Annotated in this window: 27 protein-coding genes and 1 tRNA gene; 27 read left to right on the forward strand and 1 reads right to left on the reverse strand. The window is 60.7% G+C overall.

The genetic code is table 11. The annotated features are described in order from the left end of the window. The first annotated feature begins 17 nt into the window (after positions 1–17). The 27 genes from B0G81_RS31180 to B0G81_RS31310 all read left to right on the forward strand — a co-directional run bounded on the left by B0G81_RS31180 (position 18) and on the right by B0G81_RS31310 (position 23,912). Positions 18–1,034, forward strand: coding sequence for an NAD(P)H-quinone oxidoreductase (locus B0G81_RS31180; protein ID WP_106280359.1), 1,017 nt, complete (start codon positions 18–20; stop codon positions 1,032–1,034). A gap of 120 nt (positions 1,035–1,154) precedes the next feature. After that, entirely contained in the window at positions 1,155–1,934 is a 780-nt protein-coding gene (gene tpiA, locus B0G81_RS31185; protein ID WP_116142450.1) for a triose-phosphate isomerase, read from the forward strand. 82 nt (positions 1,935–2,016) lie between these two features. Then, a complete protein-coding gene (gene secG, locus B0G81_RS31190) occupies positions 2,017–2,394 on the forward strand; it encodes a preprotein translocase subunit SecG (protein ID WP_095419939.1) in 378 nt (125 codons plus the stop codon). Between the two features lie 113 nt (positions 2,395–2,507). After that, positions 2,508–2,592: transfer RNA gene (locus tag B0G81_RS31195), tRNA-Leu, on the forward strand. 162 nt (positions 2,593–2,754) lie between these two features. Then, complete coding sequence (locus B0G81_RS31200) at positions 2,755–3,114, forward strand: NADH-quinone oxidoreductase subunit A (RefSeq protein ID WP_013339872.1); 360 nt, start codon at positions 2,755–2,757, stop codon at positions 3,112–3,114. Positions 3,115–3,177: 63 nt separating this feature from the next. Next, a complete protein-coding gene (locus B0G81_RS31205) occupies positions 3,178–3,657 on the forward strand; it encodes an NADH-quinone oxidoreductase subunit B (RefSeq protein ID WP_006052903.1) in 480 nt (159 codons plus the stop codon). A 21-nt stretch (positions 3,658–3,678) separates the two neighbouring features. After that, positions 3,679–4,281 (forward strand): NADH-quinone oxidoreductase subunit C, encoded by a 603-nt coding sequence (locus B0G81_RS31210; protein ID WP_106280363.1) that lies wholly within the window; start codon positions 3,679–3,681, stop codon positions 4,279–4,281. A gap of 9 nt (positions 4,282–4,290) precedes the next feature. After that, positions 4,291–5,544, forward strand: a complete 1,254-nt coding sequence (locus tag B0G81_RS31215; protein WP_134140702.1) for an NADH-quinone oxidoreductase subunit D — start codon at positions 4,291–4,293, stop codon at positions 5,542–5,544. A gap of 131 nt (positions 5,545–5,675) precedes the next feature. Then, a complete protein-coding gene (nuoE, locus tag B0G81_RS31220; protein ID WP_106280364.1) occupies positions 5,676–6,161 on the forward strand; it encodes an NADH-quinone oxidoreductase subunit NuoE in 486 nt (161 codons plus the stop codon). Beyond that, positions 6,158–7,486 (forward strand): NADH-quinone oxidoreductase subunit NuoF, encoded by a 1,329-nt coding sequence (gene nuoF, locus B0G81_RS31225; RefSeq protein WP_116142448.1) that lies wholly within the window; start codon positions 6,158–6,160, stop codon positions 7,484–7,486. The genes nuoE and nuoF overlap by 4 nt, the downstream gene beginning before the upstream one ends. A gap of 131 nt (positions 7,487–7,617) precedes the next feature. After that, positions 7,618–9,951: an NADH-quinone oxidoreductase subunit NuoG gene (nuoG, locus tag B0G81_RS31230; protein ID WP_134140708.1), complete on the forward strand. Its 2,334-nt coding sequence runs from the start codon at positions 7,618–7,620 to the stop codon at positions 9,949–9,951. Next, the gene (nuoH, locus tag B0G81_RS31235) at positions 9,952–11,016 is read left to right on the forward strand and encodes an NADH-quinone oxidoreductase subunit NuoH (RefSeq protein ID WP_116119428.1); all 1,065 of its coding nucleotides are present in this window, start codon (positions 9,952–9,954) and stop codon (positions 11,014–11,016) included. A gap of 15 nt (positions 11,017–11,031) precedes the next feature. Continuing rightward, positions 11,032–11,520: an NADH-quinone oxidoreductase subunit NuoI gene (gene nuoI / locus B0G81_RS31240; RefSeq protein WP_012432383.1), complete on the forward strand. Its 489-nt coding sequence runs from the start codon at positions 11,032–11,034 to the stop codon at positions 11,518–11,520. Positions 11,521–11,703: 183 nt separating this feature from the next. Further along, on the forward strand, positions 11,704–12,393 hold the full coding sequence (locus B0G81_RS31245) for an NADH-quinone oxidoreductase subunit J (protein ID WP_106306767.1): 690 nt from the start codon (positions 11,704–11,706) through the stop codon (positions 12,391–12,393). A gap of 20 nt (positions 12,394–12,413) precedes the next feature. Then, complete coding sequence (gene nuoK, locus B0G81_RS31250) at positions 12,414–12,719, forward strand: NADH-quinone oxidoreductase subunit NuoK (RefSeq protein WP_013339863.1); 306 nt, start codon at positions 12,414–12,416, stop codon at positions 12,717–12,719. Positions 12,720–12,736: 17 nt separating this feature from the next. Further along, positions 12,737–14,818, forward strand: coding sequence for an NADH-quinone oxidoreductase subunit L (gene nuoL / locus B0G81_RS31255; RefSeq protein WP_134140713.1), 2,082 nt, complete (start codon positions 12,737–12,739; stop codon positions 14,816–14,818). Positions 14,819–14,832: 14 nt separating this feature from the next. Beyond that, positions 14,833–16,323: an NADH-quinone oxidoreductase subunit M gene (locus B0G81_RS31260; RefSeq protein ID WP_116119430.1), complete on the forward strand. Its 1,491-nt coding sequence runs from the start codon at positions 14,833–14,835 to the stop codon at positions 16,321–16,323. A 24-nt stretch (positions 16,324–16,347) separates the two neighbouring features. Then, complete coding sequence (nuoN, locus tag B0G81_RS31265; RefSeq protein WP_106280378.1) at positions 16,348–17,820, forward strand: NADH-quinone oxidoreductase subunit NuoN; 1,473 nt, start codon at positions 16,348–16,350, stop codon at positions 17,818–17,820. Continuing rightward, entirely contained in the window at positions 17,820–18,116 is a 297-nt protein-coding gene (locus B0G81_RS31270) for a DUF2818 family protein (protein WP_007175603.1), read from the forward strand. The genes nuoN and B0G81_RS31270 overlap by 1 nt, the downstream gene beginning before the upstream one ends. 41 nt (positions 18,117–18,157) lie before the next feature. Continuing rightward, a complete protein-coding gene (locus B0G81_RS31275) occupies positions 18,158–18,742 on the forward strand; it encodes an NUDIX hydrolase (RefSeq protein WP_106280380.1) in 585 nt (194 codons plus the stop codon). A 341-nt stretch (positions 18,743–19,083) separates the two neighbouring features. Further along, positions 19,084–19,329, forward strand: a complete 246-nt coding sequence (locus B0G81_RS44865) for a hypothetical protein (RefSeq protein ID WP_106280382.1) — start codon at positions 19,084–19,086, stop codon at positions 19,327–19,329. A 54-nt stretch (positions 19,330–19,383) separates the two neighbouring features. Beyond that, positions 19,384–19,908: a DNA-binding protein gene (locus B0G81_RS31285; RefSeq protein ID WP_116119431.1), complete on the forward strand. Its 525-nt coding sequence runs from the start codon at positions 19,384–19,386 to the stop codon at positions 19,906–19,908. Between the two features lie 228 nt (positions 19,909–20,136). Then, on the forward strand, positions 20,137–20,562 hold the full coding sequence (locus B0G81_RS31290) for a DUF1178 family protein (RefSeq protein ID WP_106280386.1): 426 nt from the start codon (positions 20,137–20,139) through the stop codon (positions 20,560–20,562). A 48-nt stretch (positions 20,563–20,610) separates the two neighbouring features. Then, positions 20,611–21,807 carry an acyl-CoA dehydrogenase family protein gene (locus B0G81_RS31295; protein WP_106280388.1) on the forward strand — a complete coding sequence of 399 codons (1,197 nt, stop codon included), beginning with the start codon at positions 20,611–20,613 and terminating at the stop codon, positions 21,805–21,807. A 10-nt stretch (positions 21,808–21,817) separates the two neighbouring features. Continuing rightward, positions 21,818–22,945, forward strand: coding sequence for an acyl-CoA dehydrogenase (locus B0G81_RS31300; RefSeq protein WP_134140717.1), 1,128 nt, complete (start codon positions 21,818–21,820; stop codon positions 22,943–22,945). A gap of 35 nt (positions 22,946–22,980) precedes the next feature. Next, positions 22,981–23,439, forward strand: a complete 459-nt coding sequence (locus B0G81_RS31305) for a MaoC family dehydratase (RefSeq protein ID WP_121306315.1) — start codon at positions 22,981–22,983, stop codon at positions 23,437–23,439. Further along, positions 23,436–23,912 carry a MaoC family dehydratase gene (locus B0G81_RS31310; RefSeq protein ID WP_134140719.1) on the forward strand — a complete coding sequence of 159 codons (477 nt, stop codon included), beginning with the start codon at positions 23,436–23,438 and terminating at the stop codon, positions 23,910–23,912. Before B0G81_RS31305 ends, B0G81_RS31310 begins: the two co-directional genes overlap by 4 nt. A 99-nt stretch (positions 23,913–24,011) precedes the next feature. On the opposite strand, the gene B0G81_RS31315 is transcribed toward B0G81_RS31310, so the two are convergent. Beyond that, entirely contained in the window at positions 24,012–24,713 is a 702-nt protein-coding gene (locus B0G81_RS31315) for a glutathione binding-like protein (RefSeq protein WP_134140722.1), read from the reverse strand. Positions 24,714–24,763 lie beyond the last annotated feature (50 nt).

A 24,763-nucleotide genomic window follows, 5' to 3' on the forward strand; every position in this document is an offset into this window, starting at 1 on the left:
TCTTGGAGTAGACGCAGATGAAAGCGATCGAAATCACCGAATTCGGAGCGCCGGAAGTCCTGAAGCTGGCTGAGCGGCCCACGCCGCAGCCTAAAGCAGGCGAGGTGCTGATCAAGGTGGCCGCATCCGGCATCAACCGTCCGGACGTGTTCCAGCGCAAGGGCGGCTATGCGCCGCCGCCGGGCGCGTCGGATCTGCCGGGGCTGGAAGTGGCGGGCGAAATCGTCGAAGGAAACATCGACGAGAAGAACAACCCGTTCGGTCTGAAGGTAGGCGATCGCGTGTGCGCGTTGCTGGCCGGCGGCGGCTACGCGGAATACGCGGTCGCGCCGTTGCTGCAATGCTTGCCGGTGCCGGCCGGATTGTCCGATGTCGAAGCTGCTTCGCTGCCCGAAACATTCTTCACGGTGTGGAGCAATGTGTTCGACCGTGCGCAACTCGGCAAGGGCGAAGGCGCGCCGAACGAAACGCTGCTGGTGCAGGGCGGTTCGAGCGGCATCGGCGTGACGGCGATCCAGATTGCGCATGCGCTCGGCTTTCGCGTGTTCGCAACCGCGGGCTCGGACGAGAAGTGCCGCGCATGTGAAGCGCTCGGCGCCGAGCGCGCGATCAACTACAAGACTGAAGATTTCGTCGAAGTGATCAAGTCGCTGACCAACGATCGCGGCGTCGACGTGGTGCTCGACATGGTGGCGGGCAGTTATGTGTCGCGCGAACTGACGGCCTTGGCGGACGGCGGCCGTATCGTGCTGATCGCGCTGCTGGGCGGCGCGAAAGCGGAGCTGAATCTGAACGAAGTGTTGCGCCGCCGTTTGACGGTGACGGGTTCGACGCTGCGTCCACGGCCGATCGAATTCAAGGCGAAGATTGCCGCGCAGTTGAAAGAGCACGTATGGCCGCATCTCGAAGATGGGCGCATCAAGCCCGTGGTGCATCGCGTATTTCCAGCCGCGCAGGCTGCCGATGCGCACACGCTGATGGAGAGCAGCACGCATGTCGGCAAGATCGTACTGTCTTGGGGTCAGGACGCTTGACAGGTCGGTTTGACCCGATCCACCCCACGCAGTAAAATTGCGCGTTTTGCGCACGCCGCATGAAACCGAAAGGCGGACTGTAAGCGCAAACGAAGTCCGCCGCCAAGACAAGACGAGACGATGTCGAAACAACGAGCCAAGCTGGTAGTCGGTAACTGGAAGATGCACGGGCGCCTCGCCGAGAATGCCGCGTTGTTGCAAGCGGTGGCACAAGGCGCGGGCGAATTGCCGGCCGACGTGCGCGTCGGCGTCTGTGTGCCGAGTCCGTATCTCGCGCAGTCTCAATCGTTGCTGGACGGCAGCCGCGTCGTGTGGGGCGTGCAGGACGTATCAGCGTTCACGCACGGCGCCTATACCGGCGAAGTGGCCGCGCCGATGGTGGCGGAGTTCGGCGCCACGCTCGCGATCGTCGGGCACTCGGAGCGCCGTGCCTATCATCGCGAAAGCGCTGAACTGGTTGCGGTCAAAACGCAGCGCGCGCTGGAAGCGGGTCTGACGCCGGTCGTTTGCGTCGGCGAAACGCTTGAGGAGCGCGAGGCCGGTTCGACCGAGCAGGTGGTCGGCACGCAGCTGGACGAAGTGCTGGCGAAATTGTCGGTGCAAGAGGCGGCGAAGCTTGTCGTCGCGTATGAGCCGGTTTGGGCGATCGGCACCGGCAAGAGCGCAAGCGCGGAGCAGGCGCAGGCGGTTCATGCGTTCCTGCGTGCGCGTCTGGCGGCAAAGGGCGCGGCGGTGGCGGATGTGCCGTTGCTGTACGGCGGCAGTGTGAAACCGGAGAACGCGGAAGAACTGTTCCGCCAGCCGGATATCGACGGTGGCCTGATCGGCGGCGCGTCGTTGAAAGACCAGGATTTCCTGGCGATCTGCAAGGCGGCGGCCGCAACGAGCGTCGCCGGTTGAGCAGGGCGCCTTGGCGAGGATGACCCCATCCCGTGCAACACGCAGTGTGTGGCGCGGTTAAATAAAGACTCAGGTGAGTGTGATGCTGTATTTGAAAACATTGATTATCGTCGTTCAGCTGTTGTCGGCACTTGGGGTGATTGGCCTCGTTTTGCTGCAGCACGGCAAAGGCGCCGATATGGGCGCGGCTTTTGGTAGCGGCGCGTCGGGCAGTCTGTTCGGTGCGACCGGTTCGGCGAACTTTTTGTCGCGTACAACCGCGGTGCTCGCAGCGGTGTTTTTTGTCACCACGCTGACGCTGACTTACCTCGGCGCGTATCGTGCGAAACCTTCCGCAGGCGTGCTGGGCGCGGCTGTCACTGCACCGGTCGCGGCCTCGGCTGCGTCGGCACCGGCAGGTGGCTCGGCTGTTTTGCCGGCCTCGGCTGCGTCCGTCCCGGCGACCGACGTGCCGAAATAAATTTTCGTTCAAACGTGCTTTTGTGCGTTGAACAATCTGTTTAGACCAGTTACAATCTAAGTCTTGAAGCGATTCGCGGGTTTTATAAGTTGTTTTCCCGGATTGCATGCAGTGCCGACGTGGTGAAATTGGTAGACACGCTATCTTGAGGGGGTAGTGGCGAAAGCTGTGCGAGTTCGAGTCTCGCCGTCGGCACCAAAATGTTATCTAAATGCCAGCCGCTTGCTTCGCTTCGGCTGGCATTTTCACTTCTGGCGTGCGGCTTGCGTTGGGCTTGCGGCATGTGCGTTTCGGAAGTGATTTCGCGTCAGGAGTGCTATGCTCCTGACGGCACTCAGAACCAACCGATTGAGGATAGTCTTGAACCTCGCAGCCTATTTCCCCGTCTTGTTGTTCCTCGTTGTGGGCACCGGTTTAGGCGTAGCACTGGTCAGTATCGGCAAGATCCTCGGTCCCAACAAGCCCGATACCGAGAAAAACGCACCGTACGAGTGCGGCTTCGAAGCATTCGAAGATGCGCGCATGAAGTTCGACGTGCGCTATTACCTCGTCGCCATTCTCTTCATCATTTTCGATCTTGAAACCGCGTTCCTGTTTCCGTGGGGCGTCGCCCTGCGCGACATCGGCTGGCCCGGCTTCATGGCAATGATGATTTTCCTGCTCGAATTCCTGTTGGGCTTCGCCTATATCTGGAAGAAAGGCGGCCTCGACTGGGAATGATGGATTAATCGCCGGTTTGCGTGGGTGGCCAAGGCTTGCCGCCCCGTCTGGAGTGGAAAGCAAATGAGTATCGAAGGGGTCTTGAAGGAAGGGTTTGTCACCACCACAGCTGACAAACTGATCAACTGGACGCGCACCGGCTCGCTGTGGCCGATGACGTTCGGTCTTGCGTGCTGTGCGGTCGAGATGATGCATGCGGGCGCTGCCCGTTATGACCTCGACCGTTTCGGCGTGGTGTTTCGTCCGAGTCCGCGTCAGTCGGACGTGATGATCGTCGCCGGCACGCTGTGCAACAAGATGGCGCCGGCTCTGCGCAAGGTCTACGACCAGATGGCCGAGCCGCGCTGGGTGATCTCGATGGGCTCGTGCGCGAACGGCGGCGGCTATTACCACTACTCGTATTCGGTGGTGCGCGGCTGTGACCGGATCGTGCCCGTGGACGTCTACGTGCCGGGTTGTCCGCCCACGGCGGAAGCGCTGGTGTACGGCGTGATCCAGCTGCAGGCCAAAATTCGCCGCACCAACACAATCGCCCGTCAATAAGGCCAACGCCTCCCCCACAATATGGCAAGCAAACTCGAGACCCTGAAAGCGAACCTCGAGGCGGCCTTTGGCGGCCTCCTGCTGAACCTCAGCGAAGCAATCGGTGAGTTGACGATCGTCGTGAAGGCTGGCGACTACCTCAACGTGGCAACGCGTCTGCGCGACGACCGCTCGCTCGGTTTCGAGCAATGCGTGGATCTGTGCGGCGTCGACTATCAAACCTACGCCGAAGGCGCTTACGACGGTCCGCGTTTCGCGGCCGTGCTGCATTTGTTGTCGGTGCAGAACAACTGGCGCCTGCGCCTGCGCGTGTTCGCACCGGACGACGAAGTGCCGATCCTGCCGTCCGTCGTCGAAATCTGGAATTCGGTCAACTGGTACGAGCGCGAAGCATTCGATCTGTACGGCATCGTCTTCGAAGGCCACCCGGATCTGCGCCGCATCCTCACTGACTACGGTTTCATTGGTCACCCGTTCCGCAAAGATTTCCCTGTCTCCGGTTATGTCGAAATGCGTTACGACCCGGAAGAGAAGCGCGTCGTCTATCAGCCTGTGACGATCGAGCCGCGAGAAATCACGCCGCGCGTGATCCGCGAAGATCGCTATGGCGGTCTGAAACACTAAGAGAACGCCATGGCAGAGATCAAGAACTACACGCTCAACTTCGGCCCTCAGCACCCGGCAGCGCACGGTGTGCTGCGCCTCGTGCTCGAACTCGACGGCGAAGTCATTCAGCGCGCCGATCCGCACATCGGCCTGCTGCATCGTGCGACTGAAAAGCTCGCCGAAACCAAAACATTCATCCAGTCGGTGCCGTACATGGACCGTCTCGACTACGTGTCGATGATGGTCAACGAGCACGGCTATGTGATGGCGATCGAAAAGCTGCTCGGCATCGAGGTGCCTGTGCGCGCGCAATACATTCGCGTGATGTTCGACGAAGTCACGCGCGTGCTGAACCACCTGATGTGGATCGGCGCGCATGCGCTCGACGTCGGCGCAATGGCGGTGTTTCTGTACGCGTTCCGTGAGCGCGAAGACCTGATGGACGTGTACGAAGCGGTGTCCGGCGCACGGATGCACGCGGCTTACTATCGTCCGGGCGGCGTCTATCGCGATCTGCCTGACGCAATGCCGCAATATAAAGCGTCGAAGATTCGCAATGCCAAGGCATTGGCGAAGATGAACGAGAACCGTCAGGGTTCGCTCCTCGACTTCATCGACGATTTCTTCACGCGTTTCCCGAAGTGCGTCGACGAATACGAAACGCTGCTTACCGACAACCGGATCTGGAAGCAACGTCTGGTCGGTATCGGCGTGGTCAGCCCGGAACGCGCGCTGAATCTCGGCATGACCGGCGCGATGCTGCGCGGTTCGGGTATCGAATGGGATTTGCGCAAGAAGCAACCGTACGAGGTCTATGACAAGCTCGATTTTGACATCCCGGTGGGGGTCAACGGCGACTGTTATGACCGATATTTGGTACGCGTCGAAGAAATGCGCCAGTCCACACGCATTGTGAAACAGTGCATTGAGTGGCTGCGTAAGAATCCCGGCCCCGTGATGATCGACAATCACAAGGTTGCGCCGCCGTCGCGCGTGGGCATGAAGTCGAACATGGAAGAGCTGATTCACCACTTCAAGCTCTTCACGGAAGGCTTCCATGTGCCGGAAGGCGAGGCATACGCCGCGGTCGAGCATCCGAAGGGCGAGTTCGGCATCTATCTGATTTCCGACGGCGCCAACAAACCGTATCGCCTGAAGATCCGCGCACCGGGCTACGCGCACCTGTCCACGCTCGATGAAATGGCGCGCGGTCACATGATCGCCGACGCCGTGACGATCATCGGCACGCAGGACATCGTGTTCGGCGAAGTGGATCGCTAGGACGTATTCATCAGAGCGCGCCTTCAGATTGCACCGAAGCGCGCGTCAAGCAAAGGAACGCCGGGTCTGTCGCATCATGCAGCGCGCGACAGGTTTTCGTTCGGTAGGAATTGAAAGAGTCGTGTCTGAAAATGATCTCAGCTGAAGGCCTGAAAGAAATCGATCGCGCGATCGCGAAGTATCCCGCCGATCAGAAACAGTCCGCCGTGATGTCGGCGTTGGCCACTGCTCAGGAAGAGCATGGCTGGCTGACGCCCGAACTCATGCAGTTCGTCGCGGACTATCTCGGCATGCCGGCAGTCGCCGTGCAGGAGGTGGCTACCTTCTACACGATGTACGAGACCTCGCCGGTCGGCAAATACAAGATCACGCTCTGCACCAACCTGCCGTGCCAGCTCGGCCCGGACGGCGGCTCGGACAGCGCTGCTGAATATCTGAAGCAGAAGCTCGGCATCGACTTCGGCGAAACCACGCCCGACGGCAAGTTCACCCTGAAAGAAGGTGAGTGCATGGGTTCGTGCGGCGACGCGCCGGTGATGCTGGTGAACAACCATCGCATGTGCAGCTTCATGAGCCGCGCGAAGATCGACCAGCTGCTCGAGGAACTTTCGAAATGACGTCTTTACACGATCGTCACATCAAACCGCTGATTCTCGCCGGCCTGAACGGCGACAACTGGCATCTCGAAGACTACGTGGCGCGCGGCGGTTATGCCCAGCTGCGCCGTATTCTTGAAGAGAAGATTCCGCCGGAGCAGGTGATCGCCGACGTCAAGGCGTCGGGTCTGCGTGGCCGTGGCGGTGCAGGCTTCCCGACCGGTCTGAAGTGGAGCTTCATGCCGCGTCAGTTCCCTGGCCAGAAGTACCTCGTCTGCAATTCGGACGAAGGCGAACCGGGCACGTTCAAAGACCGCGACATCCTGCGTTTCAACCCGCATTCGCTGATCGAAGGCATGGCCATCGGCGCGTACGCGATGGGCATTACGGTCGGCTACAACTATATTCACGGCGAGATTTGGGAAGTCTACAAACGCTTTGAACAGGCGTTGGACGAAGCTCGCCGCGCCGGGTTCCTCGGCGAAAACATCATGGGTTCGGGCTTCTCGTTCGAACTGCATGCGCACCACGGTTACGGCGCCTATATCTGCGGCGAAGAAACCGCGCTGCTCGAATCGCTGGAAGGCAAGAAAGGCCAGCCGCGCTTCAAGCCGCCGTTCCCGGCGAGCTTCGGCGTGTACGGCAAGCCGACCACGATCAACAACACCGAGACGTTCGCCGCAGTGCCGTTCCTGCTCGCAATCGGCCCGCAGAATTACCTCGAAATCGGCAAGCCGAATAACGGCGGCACGAAGATTTTCTCGGTCGCCGGCGACGTCGAACGTCCGGGCAATTACGAAATTCCGCTCGGCACGCCGTTTTCCACGCTGATGGAACTCGCCGGCGGCATGCGCGGCGGCAAGAAGATCAAAGCCGTGATTCCTGGCGGCTCGTCGGCACCGGTGATTCCGGGCGACATGATGATGCAGACCGACATGGACTACGACTCGATCGCCAAGGCCGGCTCGATGCTCGGTTCAGGCGCGGTCATCGTCATGGACGAGACGCGTTGCATGGTGCGTTCGTTGTTGCGGCTGTCGTATTTCTATTACGAAGAATCGTGTGGTCAATGCACGCCTTGCCGCGAAGGCACGGGCTGGCTGTACCGCGTCGTGCATCGTATCGAGCATGGGCTCGGCCGTCCGGAAGATCTGGATCTGCTGAACTCGGTTGCTGAAAACATCATGGGCCGCACGATCTGCGCGCTAGGCGATGCAGCGGCCATGCCGGTTCGCGGCATGCTCAAGCACTACTGGGACGAGTTCGAATATCACGTCGCCCACAAGCATTGCCTCGTCGGCGGTCATGCCGGCGCAGCGGCGGCGTCGGAAACCGTAGCGGCTTGAGTCTGCGAATCAGTAATCGGATAAGCAGATAAGCACGCAGAAGAACACGTCATCCGCGGGATTCATCGCCTGAAACGGGCGATGAACGGGCGAACGATTGAGCGGTAACAGGTTAAGGAAGATTGACCATCATGGTTGAACTTGAAATAGACGGCAAGAAAGTAGAGGTGCCTGAAGGCAGCATGGTGATCCAGGCTGCGCATAAGGTCGACACGTACATTCCTCACTTCTGCTATCACAAGAAGCTGTCGATTGCGGCCAACTGCCGGATGTGTCTGGTCGATGTCGAAAAGATGCCGAAGGCGGTGCCCGCATGCGCCACGCCGGTATCGGCCGGCATGATCGTGCGCACCAAGTCGGACAAGGCGGTGAAGGGCCAGCAAGCCGTGATGGAATTCCTGCTGATCAATCACCCGCTGGATTGCCCGATCTGCGATCAGGGCGGCGAGTGCCAGTTGCAGGATCTGGCCGTGGGCTACGGCAAGTCGGGATCGCGCTATAGCGAAGAAAAGCGCGTGGTGTTCCACAAGAACGTCGGCCCGCTGATCTCCATGGAAGAAATGTCGCGCTGCATTCACTGCACGCGTTGCGTCCGTTTCGGTCAGGAAGTGGCCGGCGTGATGGAACTCGGCATGCTGGGCCGCGGCGAGCATTCGGAAATCACATCGTTCGTCGGCAAGACGGTGGATTCGGAGCTGTCGGGCAACATGATCGATCTGTGCCCGGTCGGCGCGCTGACCAGCAAGCCGTTCCGCTACAGCGCCCGTACGTGGGAACTGTCGCGCCGCAAGTCGGTGAGCCCGCATGATTCCGTCGGCGCGAACCTCGTTGTCCAGGTGAAGAACAATCGCGTGATGCGCGTTCTGCCATTCGAAAACGAATCCATCAACGAATGCTGGATTTCGGATAAAGACCGCTTCTCGTACGAAGGCCTGAACAGCCCCGAGCGTCTGACCCAGCCTATGCTCAAGCAAGGCGGCAAGTGGGTCGAGACCGACTGGCAAACCGCGCTCGAATATGTGGTGAAGGGACTGAAGGGCATCAAGGGCGACCACGGCGCGAATGCGCTGGCCGCGCTCGGTAGCGCCCACAGCACCGTCGAAGAACTGTTCCTGTTGAAGCAATTGGCGCAAGCGGTCGGCACGCCTAACGTCGACTTCCGTCTGCGTCAGTCGGATTTCTCCGCACCGGTCAGCGGCACGCCGTGGCTCGGCACGGCGATCGCCGATCTGTCGAACGTCGACGCCGCATTGGTGATCGGCTCGGATCTGCGTCGCGATCATCCGCTGTTCGCCGCGCGTCTGCGTCAGGCCGCGAAGGGCGGCGCGAAGCTCACGCTCGTGCAATCCACTAACGACGATGCATTGATTCCGCAAGCGGAGCGCGTGGTGGCAGCGCCGTCCGCATGGCTCGAGGCACTCGCTGGGATCGCCGGCGCGGTGTCGGAAGCGAACGGCGTGGCACTGCCGGAAGCCTTCGCCGGCACGCAGCCCGCGGATGCGCACAAGAAAGTCGCCAAGTCGCTCGCCACGGGCGAACGTCGCCTGGTGTTGCTGGGCAACAGCGCGGTTCGTCATCCGGACTTCGCCGTCATTCACGCAGCCGCCCAATGGATCGCGGACGCGACCGGTGCGACGCTGGGCTTCCTGACGGAAGCGGCCAACACGGTCGGCGCGCATCTCGTGAACGCGTTGCCGGGCGAGGGCGGTCTGAACGCTCGCGAAGTATTCGAGCAACCGCGCAAGGGTTATGTGCTGCTGAACGTCGAACCGGAGTTCGACACGGCCAATCCGGCGCAGGCTTTGGCCGCGCTGAAGCAGGCTGAAATGGTTGTCGTGATGTCGCCGTTCCAGACTGGCGCGGAATACGCCGACGTGCTGCTGCCGATCGCTCCGTTCACGGAGACGGCCGGCACGTTCGTCAACGCCGAAGGTACGGTGCAGACGTTCAACGGCGTCGTGCGTCCGCTCGGCGACACGCGTCCGGCATGGAAGGTGTTGCGCGTGCTGGGCAGCCTGCTGGGCCTGCCCGGTTTCGAATTCGACACCTCGGAAGAAGTGCGCGCGGCCGCTCTCGGCGACGGCGGACTGAATTCGCGTCTGTCGAACAAGACGGGCGTCACGGTTGCACGCGGCAAGGCGGCGAAGGCAGCGGAAGGCAAGTTCGAACGTATCGCGAACGTGCCGATCTATCACGCCGATGCGCTGGTGCGTCGCGCCGAGTCGTTGCATCTGACCGCTGCGGCGCGTGCGGCGAATATGGTCGGCTTGCCGGCCGGGCTATTCGACAAACTGGGTTTGAAGGAAGGCGACGCGGTGCGCGTGCGCCAGGGCGAGCAATCGGTGCAGTTGCCGGCCGTGCGCGACGCTAATCTTGCGGAGACGGTCGTCCGCGTATCGGCGGCTACGCCTGCCGGTGCAGCGCTGGGCAGCCTGTTCGGTGAACTGGTGGTGGAGAAGGCGTAAATGAGCTTGTTCGATACGATCAACTCGGGCGGCACCCAGCTTCTCGGTGTGGCATGGCCCACGGTGTGGGCACTGGTGCGCATCCTGGTGGTGGCCGTCGTGATCCTGCTGTGCGTGGCTTACCTGATTCTGTGGGAGCGTAAGCTGATCGGCTGGATGCACGTGCGTCTCGGCCCGAACCGCGTCGGTCCCGCAGGTTTGCTGCAGCCGATCGCCGACGTGCTGAAGCTGTTGCTGAAAGAAGTGATTCAGCCGGCGCAGGCGAGCCGCTGGATCTACCTGATCGCGCCGATCATGGTGGTGGTGCCGGCCTTCGCGGTCTGGGCGGTGATTCCGTTCCAGGCGGGGGCGGTGCTTGGCGACATCAATGCAGGTCTGCTGTACGCGATGGCGATCTCGTCGATCGGCGTGTACGGCGTGATTCTGGCGGGTTGGGCGTCGAACTCGAAGTATGCGTTCCTCGGCGCGATGCGCGCCGCGGCGCAGATGGTCTCGTACGAAATCTCGATGGGCTTCGCGCTCGTCGTCGTGCTCATGACCGCCGGCACACTGAACCTGTCGGGCATCGTCGCTTCGCAGGAGCATGGCATCTTCGCGTCGTACGGCTTGAACTTCCTGTCGTGGAACTGGCTGCCACTGCTGCCCATGTTCGTCGTGTACTTCATCTCGGGCATCGCCGAAACGAACCGTCACCCGTTCGACGTGGTGGAAGGGGAGTCGGAAATCGTCGCGGGCCACATGATCGATTACTCGGGTATGGCGTTCGCGCTGTTCTTCCTCGCCGAGTACATCAACATGATCGTGATCTCGGCATTGGCTGCAACGCTGTTCCTTGGTGGCTGGAGCGCTCCGTTCGGGTTTCTGTCGTTCATCCCGGGCATCTTCTGGCTGGTCCTCAAGGTTTTCTTCCTGTTGTCGGTGTTCATCTGGGCGCGTGCCACATTCCCGCGCTATCGCTATGACCAGATCATGCGTCTGGGCTGGAAGATTTTCATTCCGGTCTGCGTGGTGTGGCTGGTGGTGGTCGGCTTCTGGATCATGTCGCCGTTGAACATCTGGAAATAAAGGGCGGATGAACCCATGACCGCAATCCAAAACTTTTTCAAGACCTTCTTCCTCACGGAACTGCTCAAAGGCCTCGCGCTGACCGGACGTTATACGTTCCAACGCAAGGTGACCGTGCAGTTCCCGGAAGAGAAGACCCCGATTTCGCCGCGTTTCCGCGGCCTGCACGCGCTGCGCCGCTATGAAAACGGCGAAGAGCGCTGCATCGCCTGCAAGCTGTGCGAAGCGGTGTGCCCGGCGCTCGCCATTACCATTGAGTCGGAAACGCGCGCGGACAACACCCGTCGCACCACGCGTTACGACATCGACCTGACCAAGTGCATCTTCTGCGGTTTCTGCGAAGAAAGCTGCCCGGTCGATTCGATCGTCGAAACGCACATTCTCGAATATCACGGCGAGAAGCGTGGCGACCTGTACTTCACGAAAGACATGCTGCTGGCCGTGGGCGATCGCTATGAAGCGGAGATCGCGGCGAACAAGGCAGCCGACGCACCGTATCGTTGAAGCGCTTTATCCAGTTAAAGCAGTAAAAGCAGCAATCACGGCCTGTTGTCGGGCCGGGCGCCGCGGCCCGAACGCCGCGGCACGGCGCACCTGTGCGGCTGTTCTGGCGGTATGCCAGCGGTATGCCAACCACAAGTGCCAAAGAACAATGCCTGACGATGGCCTAACGATGAACCGGTAATCATGGAATTCACGACCGTACTGTTCTACATCTTCGCGCTGCTCCTGGTGGTTTCAGGGCTGAAGGTGATCACCTCGCGCAACCCGGTGTCGTCCGCACTGTTTCTGGTGCTGGCGTTCTTCAACGCAGCCGCGATCTGGATGCTGCTGCAGGCCGAGTTCCTTGCGATCCTGCTGGTGCTGGTCTACGTCGGCGCGGTGATGGTGCTGTTCCTGTTCGTCGTGATGATGCTGGACATCAACATCGACGTGCTGCGTAAAGACTTCAAACGCTTCGTGCCAATGGCCACGCTGGTGGGCGCGATCATCGTGATCGAAACCGCGCTGATTCTCTGGCACGGTTACGGCGCGACCGCCACGGCGCTGCGTGACACCACGGCCGCCGCGAACGGCATGGGCGACTGGTCGAACACGCGCCTGATCGGCAAGGTCATCTACACCGACTACATCTTCGCGTTCGAAGTGGCCGGTCTGGTGCTGCTGGTGGCGATCATCGCGGCGATCGCACTGACCACGAGTCATAAGAAAGACAGCAAACGACAGAACGTCAGCGAACAGGTCAAGGTACGCGCTCAAGACCGCGTGCGCGTCGTGAAGATGAAATCGGAAAAGACCGCGGCAACCGTCGCGGCGGAAGAAGCCGCGGCAGCGGCAGCAGCAGCGGCCGACTCGGCACCAGCCAAGAACAGCTGAGCGGACAGGAGATAGAAATCATGTTGACCCTTGCCCATTACCTTGTCCTCGGCGCGATCCTGTTTGCGATCAGCGTCGTCGGCATTTTCCTGAACCGTCGCAACGTCATCATCATTTTGATGGCGATCGAATTGATGCTGCTCGCGGTGAACACCAACTTCGTCGCGTTCTCGCATTACCTCGGCGACGTGCATGGTCAGATCTTCGTCTTCTTCGTGCTGACGGTTGCAGCGGCGGAAGCGGCAATCGGCCTCGCGATTCTGGTGACCCTGTTCCGTAGTCTCGACACGATCAATGTCGAGGATCTCGATCAGCTCAAAGGTTAATTTCAGGAAAAGCGGTTATGTCCACGATACTCAATGAAAACCTGCTGCTGGCGATCCCGCTGGCACCGCTGGCCGGCTGTCTGGTTGCCGGTCTGGCCGGAAAAGCGGTAGGGCGAGCCGGTGCGCATTCGGTCACGATCCTCGGCGTCGCGATCTCGTTCATCCTGTCGGCCATCGTCTTCTTCCAGGTACTGGACGGCGCGAGCTTCAACGCGACCATCTACGAATGGATGTCGATCGGCAAGACGAAGTTCGAGATCGGCTTTCTGGTCGACTCGCTGACGGCCATGATGATGTGCGTGGTGACCTTCGTGTCGCTCATGGTGCACATCTACACGATCGGCTACATGGCCGGCGAGGACGGCTACCAGCGCTTCTTCTCGTACATCTCGCTGTTCACGTTCTCGATGTTGATGCTCGTGATGAGCAACAACTTCCTGCAGCTGTTCTTCGGCTGGGAAGCGGTGGGTCTGGTGTCGTACCTGCTGATCGGCTTCTACTTCACGCGTCCCACGGCAATCTACGCGAACATGAAAGCGTTCATCGTGAACCGCATCGGCGACTTCGGCTTTTTGCTGGGTATCGGCCTGCTGTTCGCGTTCGCCGGTTCGATGAACTACGGCGACGTGTTCGCGAAGCGCACCGAACTCGCGGCACTGACCTTTCCGGGTACGGACTGGGGTCTGCTGACGGTGGCGTGTATTTGCCTCTTCATCGGCGCGATGGGTAAGTCGGCGCAGTTCCCGCTGCATGTCTGGCTGCCGGATTCGATGGAAGGCCCGACGCCGATTTCCGCACTGATTCACGCGGCAACCATGGTGACGGCCGGTATCTTCATGGTCACGCGCATGTCGCCGCTGTTCGAACTGTCGGATACGGCGCTGTCGTTCGTGATGGTCATCGGCGCGATTACCGCGCTATTCATGGGCTTTCTCGGGATCATCCAGAACGACATCAAGCGCGTGGTGGCGTATTCCACGCTGTCGCAACTGGGTTACATGACGGTCGCGCTGGGCGCGTCGGCCTACTCGGTCGCCGTGTTCCACCTGATGACGCACGCGTTCTTCAAGGCGCTGCTGTTCCTCGGCGCGGGTTCGGTGATCATCGGCATGCATCACGATCAGGACATCCGCAACATGGGCGGCCTGCGCAAGTACATGCCGATCACGTGGATCACGTCGCTGGTCGGTTCGCTGGCGCTGATCGGCACGCCGTTCTTCTCAGGCTTTTATTCGAAAGACTCGATCATCGACGCAGTGAAGCTGTCGCATCTGCCGGGTGCGGGCTTTGCGTACTTCGCGGTGGTGGCGAGCGTCTTCGTGACCGCGCTGTATTCGTTCCGTATGTACTTCCTGGTGTTCCACGGCGAGGAGCGCTTCCGCGGTCCGAAGCATCCGGAATCGCCGATGGGCATCGAAGCCGCGGCACATGCACATGACGCGCACGGTCACGACGCGCACGCCCACGATGCGCACGGCCATGGTCACGACGACCACGCTCACGAGCCGCACGAAACGCCGTGGGTGGTCTGGCTGCCGCTGGTGCTGCTGGCGATTCCGTCGGTGGTGATCGGCGCGATCGGCATCGGCCCGATGCTGTTCGGCGACTTCTTCCAGCACGGCGTGGCGTTCGACAAGGTGATCTTCATCGGCGAAAACCATCCGGCGCTGCATGAGATGGCTGAAGAGTTCCAGGGCTGGGCATCGATGGGCCTGCACTCGGTTGCTGGTCTGCCGGTCTGGCTGGCGCTCGCGGGTGTTGTGGTCGCGTGGTTCCTGTACCTGGTTCGTCCGGACCTGCCGGCTGTCATCAAGCGCGCGTTCGGCCCGATCTACACGCTGCTCGATAACAAGTACTACATGGACAAGATCAACGAAGTCGTGTTCGCGCGGGGCGCCGTGGCAATTGGCCGTGGTCTCTGGAAAGAAGGCGACGTCGTGGTGATCGACGGCATCGTCAACGGCAGCGCACGCTTTATCGGCTGGTTCGCCGGCGTGATCCGCTTCCTCCAATCCGGCTACATCTATCACTACGCGTTCGCCATGATTATCGGCATGCTGGGGCTCCTGACCCTGTTTGTAACGCTCGGCGGCAAATAAGGCGAAGGACACTAATGCACGCTTATCCGATTCTCAGTATTGCGATCTGGTTGCCGATCCTCGTCGGCCTCCTGGTCCTGGCCATCGGTTCCGACCAGAACCCGGCTCCCGCGCGCTGGATTGCGCTGATCGGTTCGGTCGTCAGCTTCCTCGTGACAATCCCGCTGATTACCGGTTTTGATTCGAGCACCGCCGATCTGCAGTTCGTCGAAAAGGCGAACTGGATCGAGCGCTTCAACATCACGTACCACCTGGGTGTCGACGGCATCTCGATGTGGTTCGTCGTGTTGACCGCATTGATTACAGTGATCGTCGTGATCGCCGCGTGGGAAGTGATCACGAAGAACGTCGGCCAGTACCTCGCCGCGTTCCTGATCCTGTCGGGCATCATGGTCGGCGTGTTCAGCGCGGCCGACGGCATGCTGTTCTACGTGTTCTTCGAAGCGACGCTGATTCCGATGTACATCATCATCGGCGTGTGGGGTGGGGCGAACCGCGTGTACGCGGCGTTCAAGTTCTTCCTGTACACGCTGATGGGCTCGCTGTTGATGCTGGTCGCGTTGCTGTATCTGTACATCGAGACCGGCACGTTCGACCTCGCTACGTGGCAGCATGCGCAGATCGCCATGACGCCACAGGTGCTGATATTCATAGCGTTCTTCATGGCCTTCGCCGTGAAGGTGCCGATGTGGCCGGTTCACACGTGGTTGCCTGACGCCCACGTGGAAGCGCCGACCGGCGGCTCGGTGGTGCTGGCCGCGATCATGCTGAAGCTGGGCGCATACGGTTTTCTGCGCTTCTCCCTGCCGATCACGCCGGACGCGAGCCACTTTCTGGCGCCGGTCGTCATCACGTTGTCGCTGATCGCGGTGATCTACATCGGCCTCGTGGCAATGGTGCAGGCCGACATGAAGAAGCTGGTCGCGTATTCGTCGATCGCGCACATGGGTTTCGTCACGCTCGGCTTCTTCATCTTCAACCAGCTCGGCGTGGAAGGCGCGATCGTGCAGATGATCTCGCACGGCTTCGTGTCGGGCGCGATGTTCCTGAGCATCGGCGTGCTGTACGACCGTATGCATTCGCGTCAGATCGCCGATTACGGCGGTGTCGTCAACGTGATGCCGAAGTTCGCGACGTTCGTGATGCTGTTCTCCATGGCGAATTGCGGCCTGCCGGGCACCTCCGGTTTCGTCGGCGAATTCATGGTGATTCTGGCGGCTGTCCAGTACAACTTCTGGATCGCGGGTGGTGCGGCAGTTACGCTGATTCTGGGTGCGGCCTACACGCTGTGGATGTACAAGCGCGTGTACTTCGGCGCGATCGCCAACGATCACGTGAAGGGTCTGCTCGACATCAACCGTCGCGAATTTTTCATGCTGGCAGTGCTTGCCGCACTGACGCTGTTCATGGGCCTGTATCCGAAGCCCTTTACCGATGTGATGCACGTATCCGTGGAAAACCTCCTCGCCCACGTTGCGCAGTCAAAGCTGCCGTTGCCTCAGTAACGCCGAGCGAGGAATTTAGAGACCATGCAAAACGCCCCTATGACTGCTCTGTTGCCCGACGCGCTGGTGATGCTCGCCGTTGTCGTCGCGTGGCTCAACGACACGTTCGTCGGCCAGGCCGGTCGCCGTACCACGTACTTCATCGCGTTCTTCTCGACGCTGGTCGCCGGCGTCTGGTTCGCGATGAACGCGTTCGACCCGCAAGTGCGCTACTACTTCGGCCATATGTACGTGGTGGATTCGTTCGCCAACGTGATGAAAGCCGTGGTGACGCTCGGCTACGCTGTGTCGATCGTGTATTCGCGCCGTTACCTCGAAGATCGCGGCCTGTTCCGCGGCGAGTTCTTCCTGTTGGGTATGTTCTCGCTGCTCGGCCAACTCGTCATGATCTCCGGCAATAACTTCCTGACGCTGTATCTCGGCCTGGAACTGATGTCGCTGTCGCTGTATGGTGCGATCGCCCTGCGTCGTGACGCGGCGCCGTCGAACGAAGCGGCCATGAAGTACTACGTGCTGGGCGCGCTGGCTTCCGGTTTCCTGCTGTACGGCATCTCCATGCTGTACGGCGCGACCGGTTCGCTCGACCTGAACGAGGTGTTCAAGGCGATCGGCACGAGCCACTACGACCCGAGCGTGCTGCTGTTCGGCGTGATCTTCATCGTGGCGGGCGTGGCGTTCAAGATGGGCGCGGTGCCTTTCCACATGTGGGTGCCCGACGTGTACCAGGGCGCGCCGACGGCGATGACACTGATGGTCGGCGGTGGCCCTAAGGTTGCCGCGTTCGCCTGGGGTCTGCGTTTCCTGGTGATGGGCCTGTTGCCGCTGGCGGTGGAATGGCAGCAAATGCTGGTGATTCTCGCGGCGCTCTCGCTGATCGTCGGCAACATTACCGGTATCGTGCAACGCAACGTCAAGCGCATGCTCGCGTATTCGGCGATCTCGAATATGGGCTTCGTGCTGCTGGGTCTGCTGGCCGGTGTGGTCGACAGCAAGACCACGGGCGCCGCCAATGCATACGGCTCGGCGATGTACTACAGCATCGTCTACCTGATCACGACGATGGGCACGTTCGGCGTCATCATGCTGCTGGCGCGCCGCGATTTCGAAGCGGACACGCTCGAGGACTTCAAGGGTTTGAATCAACGCAGCCCGGTGTTCGCGTTCGTGATGATGATCATGATGTTCTCGCTCGCCGGCATTCCGCCCGCGGTCGGCTTCTACGCGAAGCTCGCGGTGCTGCAGGCCACCATGAACGCCGGCTTGACCTGGCTGACGGTGCTGGCCGTGATCACGTCGCTGTTCGGCGCGTTCTACTACCTGCGTATCGTCAAGCTGATGTATTTCGACGATCCGCAAGACAAGTCGCCCATTCTCGCTGACACCAGCACGCGTGCCTTGCTCGCGTTCAACGGTGTGGCCGTACTGGTGCTCGGTATCGTGCCGGATCCGTTGTTGAAGGCCTGCCTGCAGGCTATCCAGCACACGCTGCTGCTCTGATGTCGGCAGCGGGTTGGTTTATCGTGCTGTTGGCGCTGGTCGGCGCCAACCTGCCGTTTCTGAATCAGCGCCTCTTCGCCGCCGTGCCGTTGAAAGCGGCGAAGAAAAGCGCCTGGATCCGGATTGCCGAATTGATCGTGCTGTACTTCGTGGTCGGCGCGCTTGGGTTTCTGCTGGAAGCGCGCGCGGGTAACCGCTTTGAACAGGGTTGGCAATTCTACGCGATCACGTTCGCACTCTTCGTGGTGTTCGCGTTCCCTGGCTTCACCTTCCAGTATCTCGTCAAACGCCGCTGACGGCGTCTCGCCGTCGGCGCACCCTGTCCTAAGGTCCGCATATGGCTGAACTTCCCGATCACGACGCCGCGCTCAAAGAGACCTGCATTGAGAGCAAAACGATCCATCAGGGACCGTTTCTGACGCTCAAATGCGATACCGTTCGCCTGCCGGATGGTAAGCACGCCACGCGCGAATATGTTCAGCATTCCGGCGCCGTCATGGTGATTCCATTGTTCGACGACGGCCGCGTGCTGCTCGAAAGCCAGTATCGCTATCCGATGGGCAAGGTCATGGTCGAGTATCCGGCCGGCAAGCTCGATCCGAACGAAGGCGCACTGGCCTGCGCGATACGTGAACTGCGGGAAGAGACGGGTTATAGCGCGCGCGAGTATGTTTATCTGACGCGCATTCACCCGATCATTTCCTATTCGACCGAATTCATCGATATCTATCTTGCGCGCGGTTTGACCGCCGGCGAGCGCAAGCTCGACGAAGGCGAGTTTCTCGAACTGTTCACGGCGACTGTGCCGGAGATGTCCGAGTGGGTACGCACGGGCAAGGTGACTGATGTCAAGACGGTGATCGGCACGTTCTGGCTGGAGAAAGTGTTGTCGGGTGCGTGGCCGTTGGCGGAGCCTGAATAACGCTGCAGCGAAGAACACGCGCGCGCTGCTAGCCGCTTCGGAAGTCTGAGAAAAGCCCTTGTTGGTCTGAGACCGGCAGGGGCTTTTTTCATTGCGACGCGTGCGAAATTGCGCAATTGCCGGCATGTTGGCCGGCGTCTTAAAAGTGTGTCGTTTGCCTTATGCCATTCGACAGTCTCGTCCCGCGGCCTTTGTCCCTCTAGTATCGACCTTCGAGATCGACTTCCACTGTTCGTTTTATTTCGGATGACGAAGTGGTGGTGGGCGCATTTTGATTTTGGGTATGGATCAGGTTGTCACTTGACAACCTGATCCATACCCGCTAAATTGGAGGACATCAGATGGTTCGAGGAACCCATTCCAAGAAAGAGGTTGAGGCCGCGTTGGTGTACGCCGAGAAAAACGGCTGGCGTGTTCAGGGTGGTGGCAAAGGTCACGCTTGGGGACGGATGTACTGTCCTGATAAAGACGCGGAGTGTCGGTGTGGCGAGTTCTGCATATCGAGCGTCTGGAGCACGCCGAAGAATCCCGGCAACCACGCCAGACATCTGAGGCGCATCGTCGACAACTGCACGGCTCGCCGGTAGCAAATCCGTTCTTTGGGCGAAAGCTTTGGGACTGAATGAAGGCAGGAGTAATTTATGGAATATGTATTCACGCTGAAGTACGGTCTCGCGGTTGAAGACTGCGATCTTGACGCGATCGTCGAGCGTCTGGGCGAAGCCGGGTGCGACGACGCCACCGTGGGTATCGGGCAACCGGGCCGCATCTCGCTGTTTTTCACTCGCGAAGGCGAGTCCGCATTCGAGGCGGTGGTCAGCGCTCTCCAGGACATCAAGCGGGTGGTGCCGTCCGCGCGTCTTATCGAGGCCGGCCCCGATTTCGTCGGACTGACTGACGTCGCGGAAGTCGCCGGCGTGTCGCGGCAAAACATGCGCAAGCTGATGCTGAGTCACGCAATCGACTTTCCGCCGCCGGTCCACGAGGGCAGTGCGTCGGTATGGCATCTGTCGGACATCCTTGACTGGCTCGCTGCGCGCGGTGGCTATGAAATCAAGCCAGACGTGTTCGACATTGCGAGAGCGGTCAAGCAGATCAACCTCGCGAAAGAGGCACGCGAGCTCGAGCCACGGCTTGGCCGTCAACTGGAATGTCTCGTCGCGTAAAAGCGCTACGGCAGGCAGCGTGCTAAGCCGCGCAAGCGTAGGTGATCGGCAAGCCTGTTTGCCTTCAGGAGCGCCTTCGGCAGGCCTTTGCGCAAAGCGTTAAAATCGCCCACCGCGTTCGGATTGTCCGCAACTTCCGGCGCCGGTACCTTTGTCCGTAAAAATTTACGAACGACCGTTCACAAATTTACGTTTTGCGCTAAACTGGCACGCAAGCCCTGATTCCACATGAAGGTCCTCGATTTACAGTGTCCGCATGGCCATCGGTTCGAAGGCTGGTTCGCTTCGACTGATGACTTCGAATCGCAGCAGTCCCGCAAGCTCGTCGAATGTCCGATCTGCGGTGCGAACGAGGTGAGCCGTTTGCCGTCGGCCCCGCGCCTGAACCTGTCGGGTGCGACCGAAACGAAGGCGCCGGCGGGCGCAGGGGAAATGCAGGCGCGTGTCATGCGCGCCTTGCGCGAGGTACTGGAAAAGACCGAGAACGTGGGCGACCGCTTCGCCGAGGAAGCACGGCGCATTCACTACAATGAAGCGCCCGCACGCAATATTCGCGGTGTCACGACACCGGAAGACGCGAAAGCCTTGGTCGAAGAAGGCATTGAAGTGATGCCGCTGCCGGTCCCGGCTGCCTTGAAGGAACCGCTGCAATAGCGCAGTGGCTCGCTGGCGGCGGATGGTGGCGGCCAGGAGACACGACGCATGGATCTGGACTATTCCGCTGCTGATAACGCGTTCCGCGCAGACATCCGCGCCTGGCTCGAAGCGAATCTGCCTCGTGAGCTGAGCGACAAGGTACTCAATCACAAGCGTCTTGCCCGCGAAGACTTCGCAGGCTGGCATAAGCTGCTCGGCACGCGCGGCTGGTCGGCGATCGCGTGGCCGAAAGAGTATGGCGGCCCGGGCTGGGACGCGACCCAGCGGCATATCTGGGACGAAGAGTGCGCGCGCATCGGCGCGCCGTCAGTGCTACCTTTCGGCGTCTCCATGGTGGCGCCGGTTCTGATGAAGTACGGCAACGAGGCGCAGAAGCGTCACTATTTGCCGCGCATTCTCGACGGTACGGACTGGTGGTGTCAGGGTTATTCCGAGCCGGGCTCGGGTTCGGATCTGGCCTCGCTGCGCACACGCGCCGAGCGCGTCGGCGACCATTACGTGGTTAACGGTCAGAAAACGTGGACCACGCTCGGCCAGTACGCCGACATGATGTTCTGCCTGGTGCGCACGGACAGCGGCGCCAAAAAGCAGGAGGGCATCTCGTTCCTGCTGATCGACATGAAAACGCCTGGCATCACCGTCCGGCCGATCATTACGCTCGACGAGGACCACGAAGTCAACGAGGTCTTTTTCGAAGACGTGAAGGTGCCGGTCGAGAATCTGGTTGGTGAAGAGAATCGCGGCTGGACTTACGCGAAATATCTGCTCGGCCACGAGCGCACCGGCATTGCGCGGGTCGGCCAATCGAAGCGCGAACTCGTTTTTCTGAAACGCCTAGCGCTGAATCAGAGAAAGAACGGCAAGCCGCTTCTGCAAGACCCGGTGTTCGCCGCGAAAGTCGCGAGCCTCGAGATCGAGTTGATGGCGCTCGAAGTCACCGTGCAACGCGTCGTCGCTAATGAAACGGGCGGACGCGGACCGGGACCGGAAGCGTCGATGCTGAAGATCAAGGGCACGGAAGTGCAGCAAGCACTGACCGAACTGATGTTCGAAGCAGTCGGGCCGCTCGCCGCACCATTCGACGTTCCGTTCCTCGAAGGCGAACGCGAACACAGCCTGGCCGGCGATGACGATGCCGCGCCTCTCGCCGCGTACTACTTCAACTTCCGCAAGACGTCGATTTACGGCGGCTCGAACGAAATTCAAAAGAACATCATCGCGCAGATGATTCTCGGACTCTGAGGAGCGGCGCATGGACTTCACTTTCAACGACGAACAGCAGCAATTCGCCGACGCGCTGCGCCGCTATTTGGACAAGAACTACGGGTTCGAAGCGCGCCAGGCGATCGTGCGATCGGAAACCGGCGTGTCGGACGCGCATTGGGCCGCGTTTGCGGAGCTGGGTCTCACAGCGTTGCCGGCGCCGGAAGCGCAAGGCGGCTTTAACGGCGGACCGATCGACATGCTGGTCGTGATGCAGGAACTCGGCCGTGCGCTGGTCGTCGAGCCTTATTGGGCGACTGCGGTCGGTATCGAGGCGTTGCGCCTTGCAGGTAGCGACCAGGGCGAAGACGCGTCGCTGCTCGAACGTGCTGCTCAAGGCGAGATCAAGCTGGCCATGGCATTTCACGAACCGCATGCGCGTTACGACCTGTTCGCGGTCGAGACAAGCGTAAGCGGGCAGGGCGAGCAGCAGACATTGAGCGGCACGAAGTCTGTGGTGCAACACGGCGGCCAGGCGGATCACTGGATCGTCCCGGCCAGGCTGAATGGCGAGATCGCGCTCTTCGTCGTGGCGCGCAATGCGGCCGGCGTCAGGATTACGGACTATCGCACGATCGACGGCCAACGCGCCGCCACACTCGAGTTCAACAACACGCCCGCGCGCCGGCTTGCCGGCAAGCACGCCGGCGCCGCTGCGCTCGAACATATTGCGGACTATGGCACGGTGCTGTTGTGCGCCGAGGCGATCGGCGCGCTCGACGCCCTGAATCTCGCCACCGTCGACTACACCAAGACACGTCAGCAGTTCGGCCAGCCGATCGCGCGGTTTCAAGCCTTGCAGCATCGCATGGTCGAGATGCTGATTCACGCCGAGCAGGCGCGCTCGGTCACGTATCTGGCCGCGATGCGCTACACGAGCACGGATGCGGACGAACGTCGCCGCGCGGTTTCCGCCGCGAAGGCGAGAGTCGGTCAAGCCGCGCGTTTCGTCGGCCAGCAGGCGGTTCAGTTGCATGGCGGCATGGGCGTCACGAATGAGGTGGCCGCGGCGCATCTGTTCAAGCGGCTTGCTATCATCGAAACCACACTGGGCGATGTCGATCACCATCTCGCGCGGTTCGCCGCGCTACCTGGCTTCGTGACTGCCGAAGCCTGATCGGACGTTCGAATCGGATACATGGAGGTGCGAGGATGGGCTTGAGTTACGAAGACTTCATAGTCGGCACGAGCATCGAAATCGGCAAGCACACGTTCACGCGCGAAGAGATCGTCGAGTTTGCACAGAAGTTCGATCCGCAACCGTTTCATCTGGATGAGGCCGCAGCCGCCGAGTCGCCATTTCGCGGCTTGGTCGCGAGTGGCTGGCATACCTGCTCGGTCATGATGGGCATGCTGGTGCGCAACGCGTTCGCGGGTTCCACGTCGATGGGCTCGCCCGGTATCGACGATATCCGCTGGTTGAAGCCGGTGCGTGTCGGTGACACGATCACCATGATGAACGCCGTGCTCGACAAGCGCGTCTCGGCGAGCAAGCCGGATCGCGGCATCGTGTCGACGCAGTGGGAAGGCATCAATCAGCATGGCGAAACGGTGATCACGGTGCGCTCGAAGGGGCTATTCGGCCTGCGTAATCCAGGCGCCGCGTCATGACGGGCAGCGCGGCGCCCGCCGCAACCTGCGGCAGCGCGGCGGCATTGCGCGCGTTGGTGGGCGGCGAGCCGCTCGTGAGCGAATGGCTGACGGTGGATCAGGCGAGCGTCGATCGTTTCGCCGAAGCGACCGGTGACCATCAATGGATTCACGTCGACCCGGAGCGGGCGCGGCGCGAGTCGCCGTTCGGCGGTCCCGTGGCGCACGGTTTCCTGACGCTATCGTTGATTCCGGCGCTGCTCGGTAAGACGGTGGCGCTTGAGCAGCGCATGGGCGTCAATTACGGATTGAATCGCGTGAGGTTTACGTCGCCGGTGCCTGTCGGCTCACAGTTGCGCGCTAAATTCGCGGTCGAATCCGTTACGGAAGTCGATAACAACGGTGTGCAAGTGGTGTGGAACGTGAAGCTGGAGCGGCAGGGCAGTGAGCGGCCGGTGTGTATCGCGGAGTTCATTACGCGGCATTATTTCTAGCGTTTCGGCTTCGCATGCGAGTTAAAAAGCGCGAGCCGGCATGAATGCGGTTCGCGCTTTTTCACAGAGGCAAACGCAGATTCAGACGTGGCTGCACATTCAATGTTTCGCGTATTGCGTCGCACCGAACAGTATTTCCTTCGCCTTGTCGTCCATGAGCGGTTGACGCGCGGACGCCAGCACTTCAACCCCGCGCACGACCGCTGGACGTGCAGCGATCTCTTCATGCCAGCGCTTCACATTCGGAAACGCATCGAGTTCCAAACCCTGGTTTTGCCACGAGCGCGTCCACGGGAACGCGGCGATATCCGCGATCGTATAGTCGTTGCCCGCGAGATACTTCGTCTTGCCGAGTTGCGTGTCCATTACGTCATAAAGGCGCTTCGTTTCGTTCGTGTAACGGTTGACCGCGTATTCAATCTGCTCCGGCGCGTAGTTGCGGAAGTGGTGAGTTTGCCCGAGCATCGGACCCAGACCGCCCATCTGAAACATCAGCCACTGCAGCGTGGAATAACGCGCGGCCGGATCAGTCGGCAGAAACTTGCCGGTTTTCTCGGCGAGGTAAATCAGGATCGCGCCCGATTCGAACAAGGCGAACGGCTGGCCGTCGGCCCCCTTGGGGCCCTCGGAATCGACGATTGCCGGGATCTTGTTGTTCGGGCTGATGGCGAGAAACTCGGGTTTGAACTGGTCTCCCGTGCCGATATTCACGCCGTGAACGTTGTACGCGAGGCCCGTCTCTTCGAGCATGATGTGAATCTTGTGGCCGTTCGGGGTTGCCCAGCTATAAACGTCGATCATCGTAGTTCCTTTGTCTCGTGAAAGCGGCGCCTCGAAGGGCGCCGCTATTG

The sequence above is a fragment of the Paraburkholderia sp. BL6665CI2N2 genome (genome assembly GCF_004366535.1).
Taxonomy (GTDB): domain Bacteria; phylum Pseudomonadota; class Gammaproteobacteria; order Burkholderiales; family Burkholderiaceae; genus Paraburkholderia.

What these genes read in the sequence shown, in the direction of transcription:
- B0G81_RS31180 (WP_106280359.1), top strand. Translation starts at nt 18, where the DNA reads ATGAAAGCGATCGAAATCACCGAATTCGGAGCGCCGGAAGTCCTGAAG.
- tpiA (WP_116142450.1), top strand. Translation starts at nt 1,155, where the DNA reads ATGTCGAAACAACGAGCCAAGCTGGTAGTCGGTAACTGGAAGATGCAC.
- secG (WP_095419939.1), top strand. Translation starts at nt 2,017, where the DNA reads ATGCTGTATTTGAAAACATTGATTATCGTCGTTCAGCTGTTGTCGGCA.
- B0G81_RS31205 (WP_006052903.1), top strand. Translation starts at nt 3,178, where the DNA reads ATGAGTATCGAAGGGGTCTTGAAGGAAGGGTTTGTCACCACCACAGCT.
- B0G81_RS31210 (WP_106280363.1), top strand. Translation starts at nt 3,679, where the DNA reads ATGGCAAGCAAACTCGAGACCCTGAAAGCGAACCTCGAGGCGGCCTTT.
- B0G81_RS31215 (WP_134140702.1), top strand. Translation starts at nt 4,291, where the DNA reads ATGGCAGAGATCAAGAACTACACGCTCAACTTCGGCCCTCAGCACCCG.
- nuoE (WP_106280364.1), top strand. Translation starts at nt 5,676, where the DNA reads ATGATCTCAGCTGAAGGCCTGAAAGAAATCGATCGCGCGATCGCGAAG.
- nuoF (WP_116142448.1), top strand. Translation starts at nt 6,158, where the DNA reads ATGACGTCTTTACACGATCGTCACATCAAACCGCTGATTCTCGCCGGC.
- nuoG (WP_134140708.1), top strand. Translation starts at nt 7,618, where the DNA reads ATGGTTGAACTTGAAATAGACGGCAAGAAAGTAGAGGTGCCTGAAGGC.
- nuoH (WP_116119428.1), top strand. Translation starts at nt 9,952, where the DNA reads ATGAGCTTGTTCGATACGATCAACTCGGGCGGCACCCAGCTTCTCGGT.
- nuoI (WP_012432383.1), top strand. Translation starts at nt 11,032, where the DNA reads ATGACCGCAATCCAAAACTTTTTCAAGACCTTCTTCCTCACGGAACTG.
- B0G81_RS31245 (WP_106306767.1), top strand. Translation starts at nt 11,704, where the DNA reads ATGGAATTCACGACCGTACTGTTCTACATCTTCGCGCTGCTCCTGGTG.
- nuoK (WP_013339863.1), top strand. Translation starts at nt 12,414, where the DNA reads ATGTTGACCCTTGCCCATTACCTTGTCCTCGGCGCGATCCTGTTTGCG.
- nuoL (WP_134140713.1), top strand. Translation starts at nt 12,737, where the DNA reads ATGTCCACGATACTCAATGAAAACCTGCTGCTGGCGATCCCGCTGGCA.
- B0G81_RS31260 (WP_116119430.1), top strand. Translation starts at nt 14,833, where the DNA reads ATGCACGCTTATCCGATTCTCAGTATTGCGATCTGGTTGCCGATCCTC.
- nuoN (WP_106280378.1), top strand. Translation starts at nt 16,348, where the DNA reads ATGCAAAACGCCCCTATGACTGCTCTGTTGCCCGACGCGCTGGTGATG.
- B0G81_RS31270 (WP_007175603.1), top strand. Translation starts at nt 17,820, where the DNA reads ATGTCGGCAGCGGGTTGGTTTATCGTGCTGTTGGCGCTGGTCGGCGCC.
- B0G81_RS31275 (WP_106280380.1), top strand. Translation starts at nt 18,158, where the DNA reads ATGGCTGAACTTCCCGATCACGACGCCGCGCTCAAAGAGACCTGCATT.
- B0G81_RS44865 (WP_106280382.1), top strand. Translation starts at nt 19,084, where the DNA reads ATGGTTCGAGGAACCCATTCCAAGAAAGAGGTTGAGGCCGCGTTGGTG.
- B0G81_RS31285 (WP_116119431.1), top strand. Translation starts at nt 19,384, where the DNA reads ATGGAATATGTATTCACGCTGAAGTACGGTCTCGCGGTTGAAGACTGC.
- B0G81_RS31290 (WP_106280386.1), top strand. Translation starts at nt 20,137, where the DNA reads ATGAAGGTCCTCGATTTACAGTGTCCGCATGGCCATCGGTTCGAAGGC.
- B0G81_RS31295 (WP_106280388.1), top strand. Translation starts at nt 20,611, where the DNA reads ATGGATCTGGACTATTCCGCTGCTGATAACGCGTTCCGCGCAGACATC.
- B0G81_RS31300 (WP_134140717.1), top strand. Translation starts at nt 21,818, where the DNA reads ATGGACTTCACTTTCAACGACGAACAGCAGCAATTCGCCGACGCGCTG.
- B0G81_RS31305 (WP_121306315.1), top strand. Translation starts at nt 22,981, where the DNA reads ATGGGCTTGAGTTACGAAGACTTCATAGTCGGCACGAGCATCGAAATC.
- B0G81_RS31310 (WP_134140719.1), top strand. Translation starts at nt 23,436, where the DNA reads ATGACGGGCAGCGCGGCGCCCGCCGCAACCTGCGGCAGCGCGGCGGCA.
- B0G81_RS31315 (WP_134140722.1), bottom strand. Translation starts at nt 24,713, where the DNA reads ATGATCGACGTTTATAGCTGGGCAACCCCGAACGGCCACAAGATTCAC.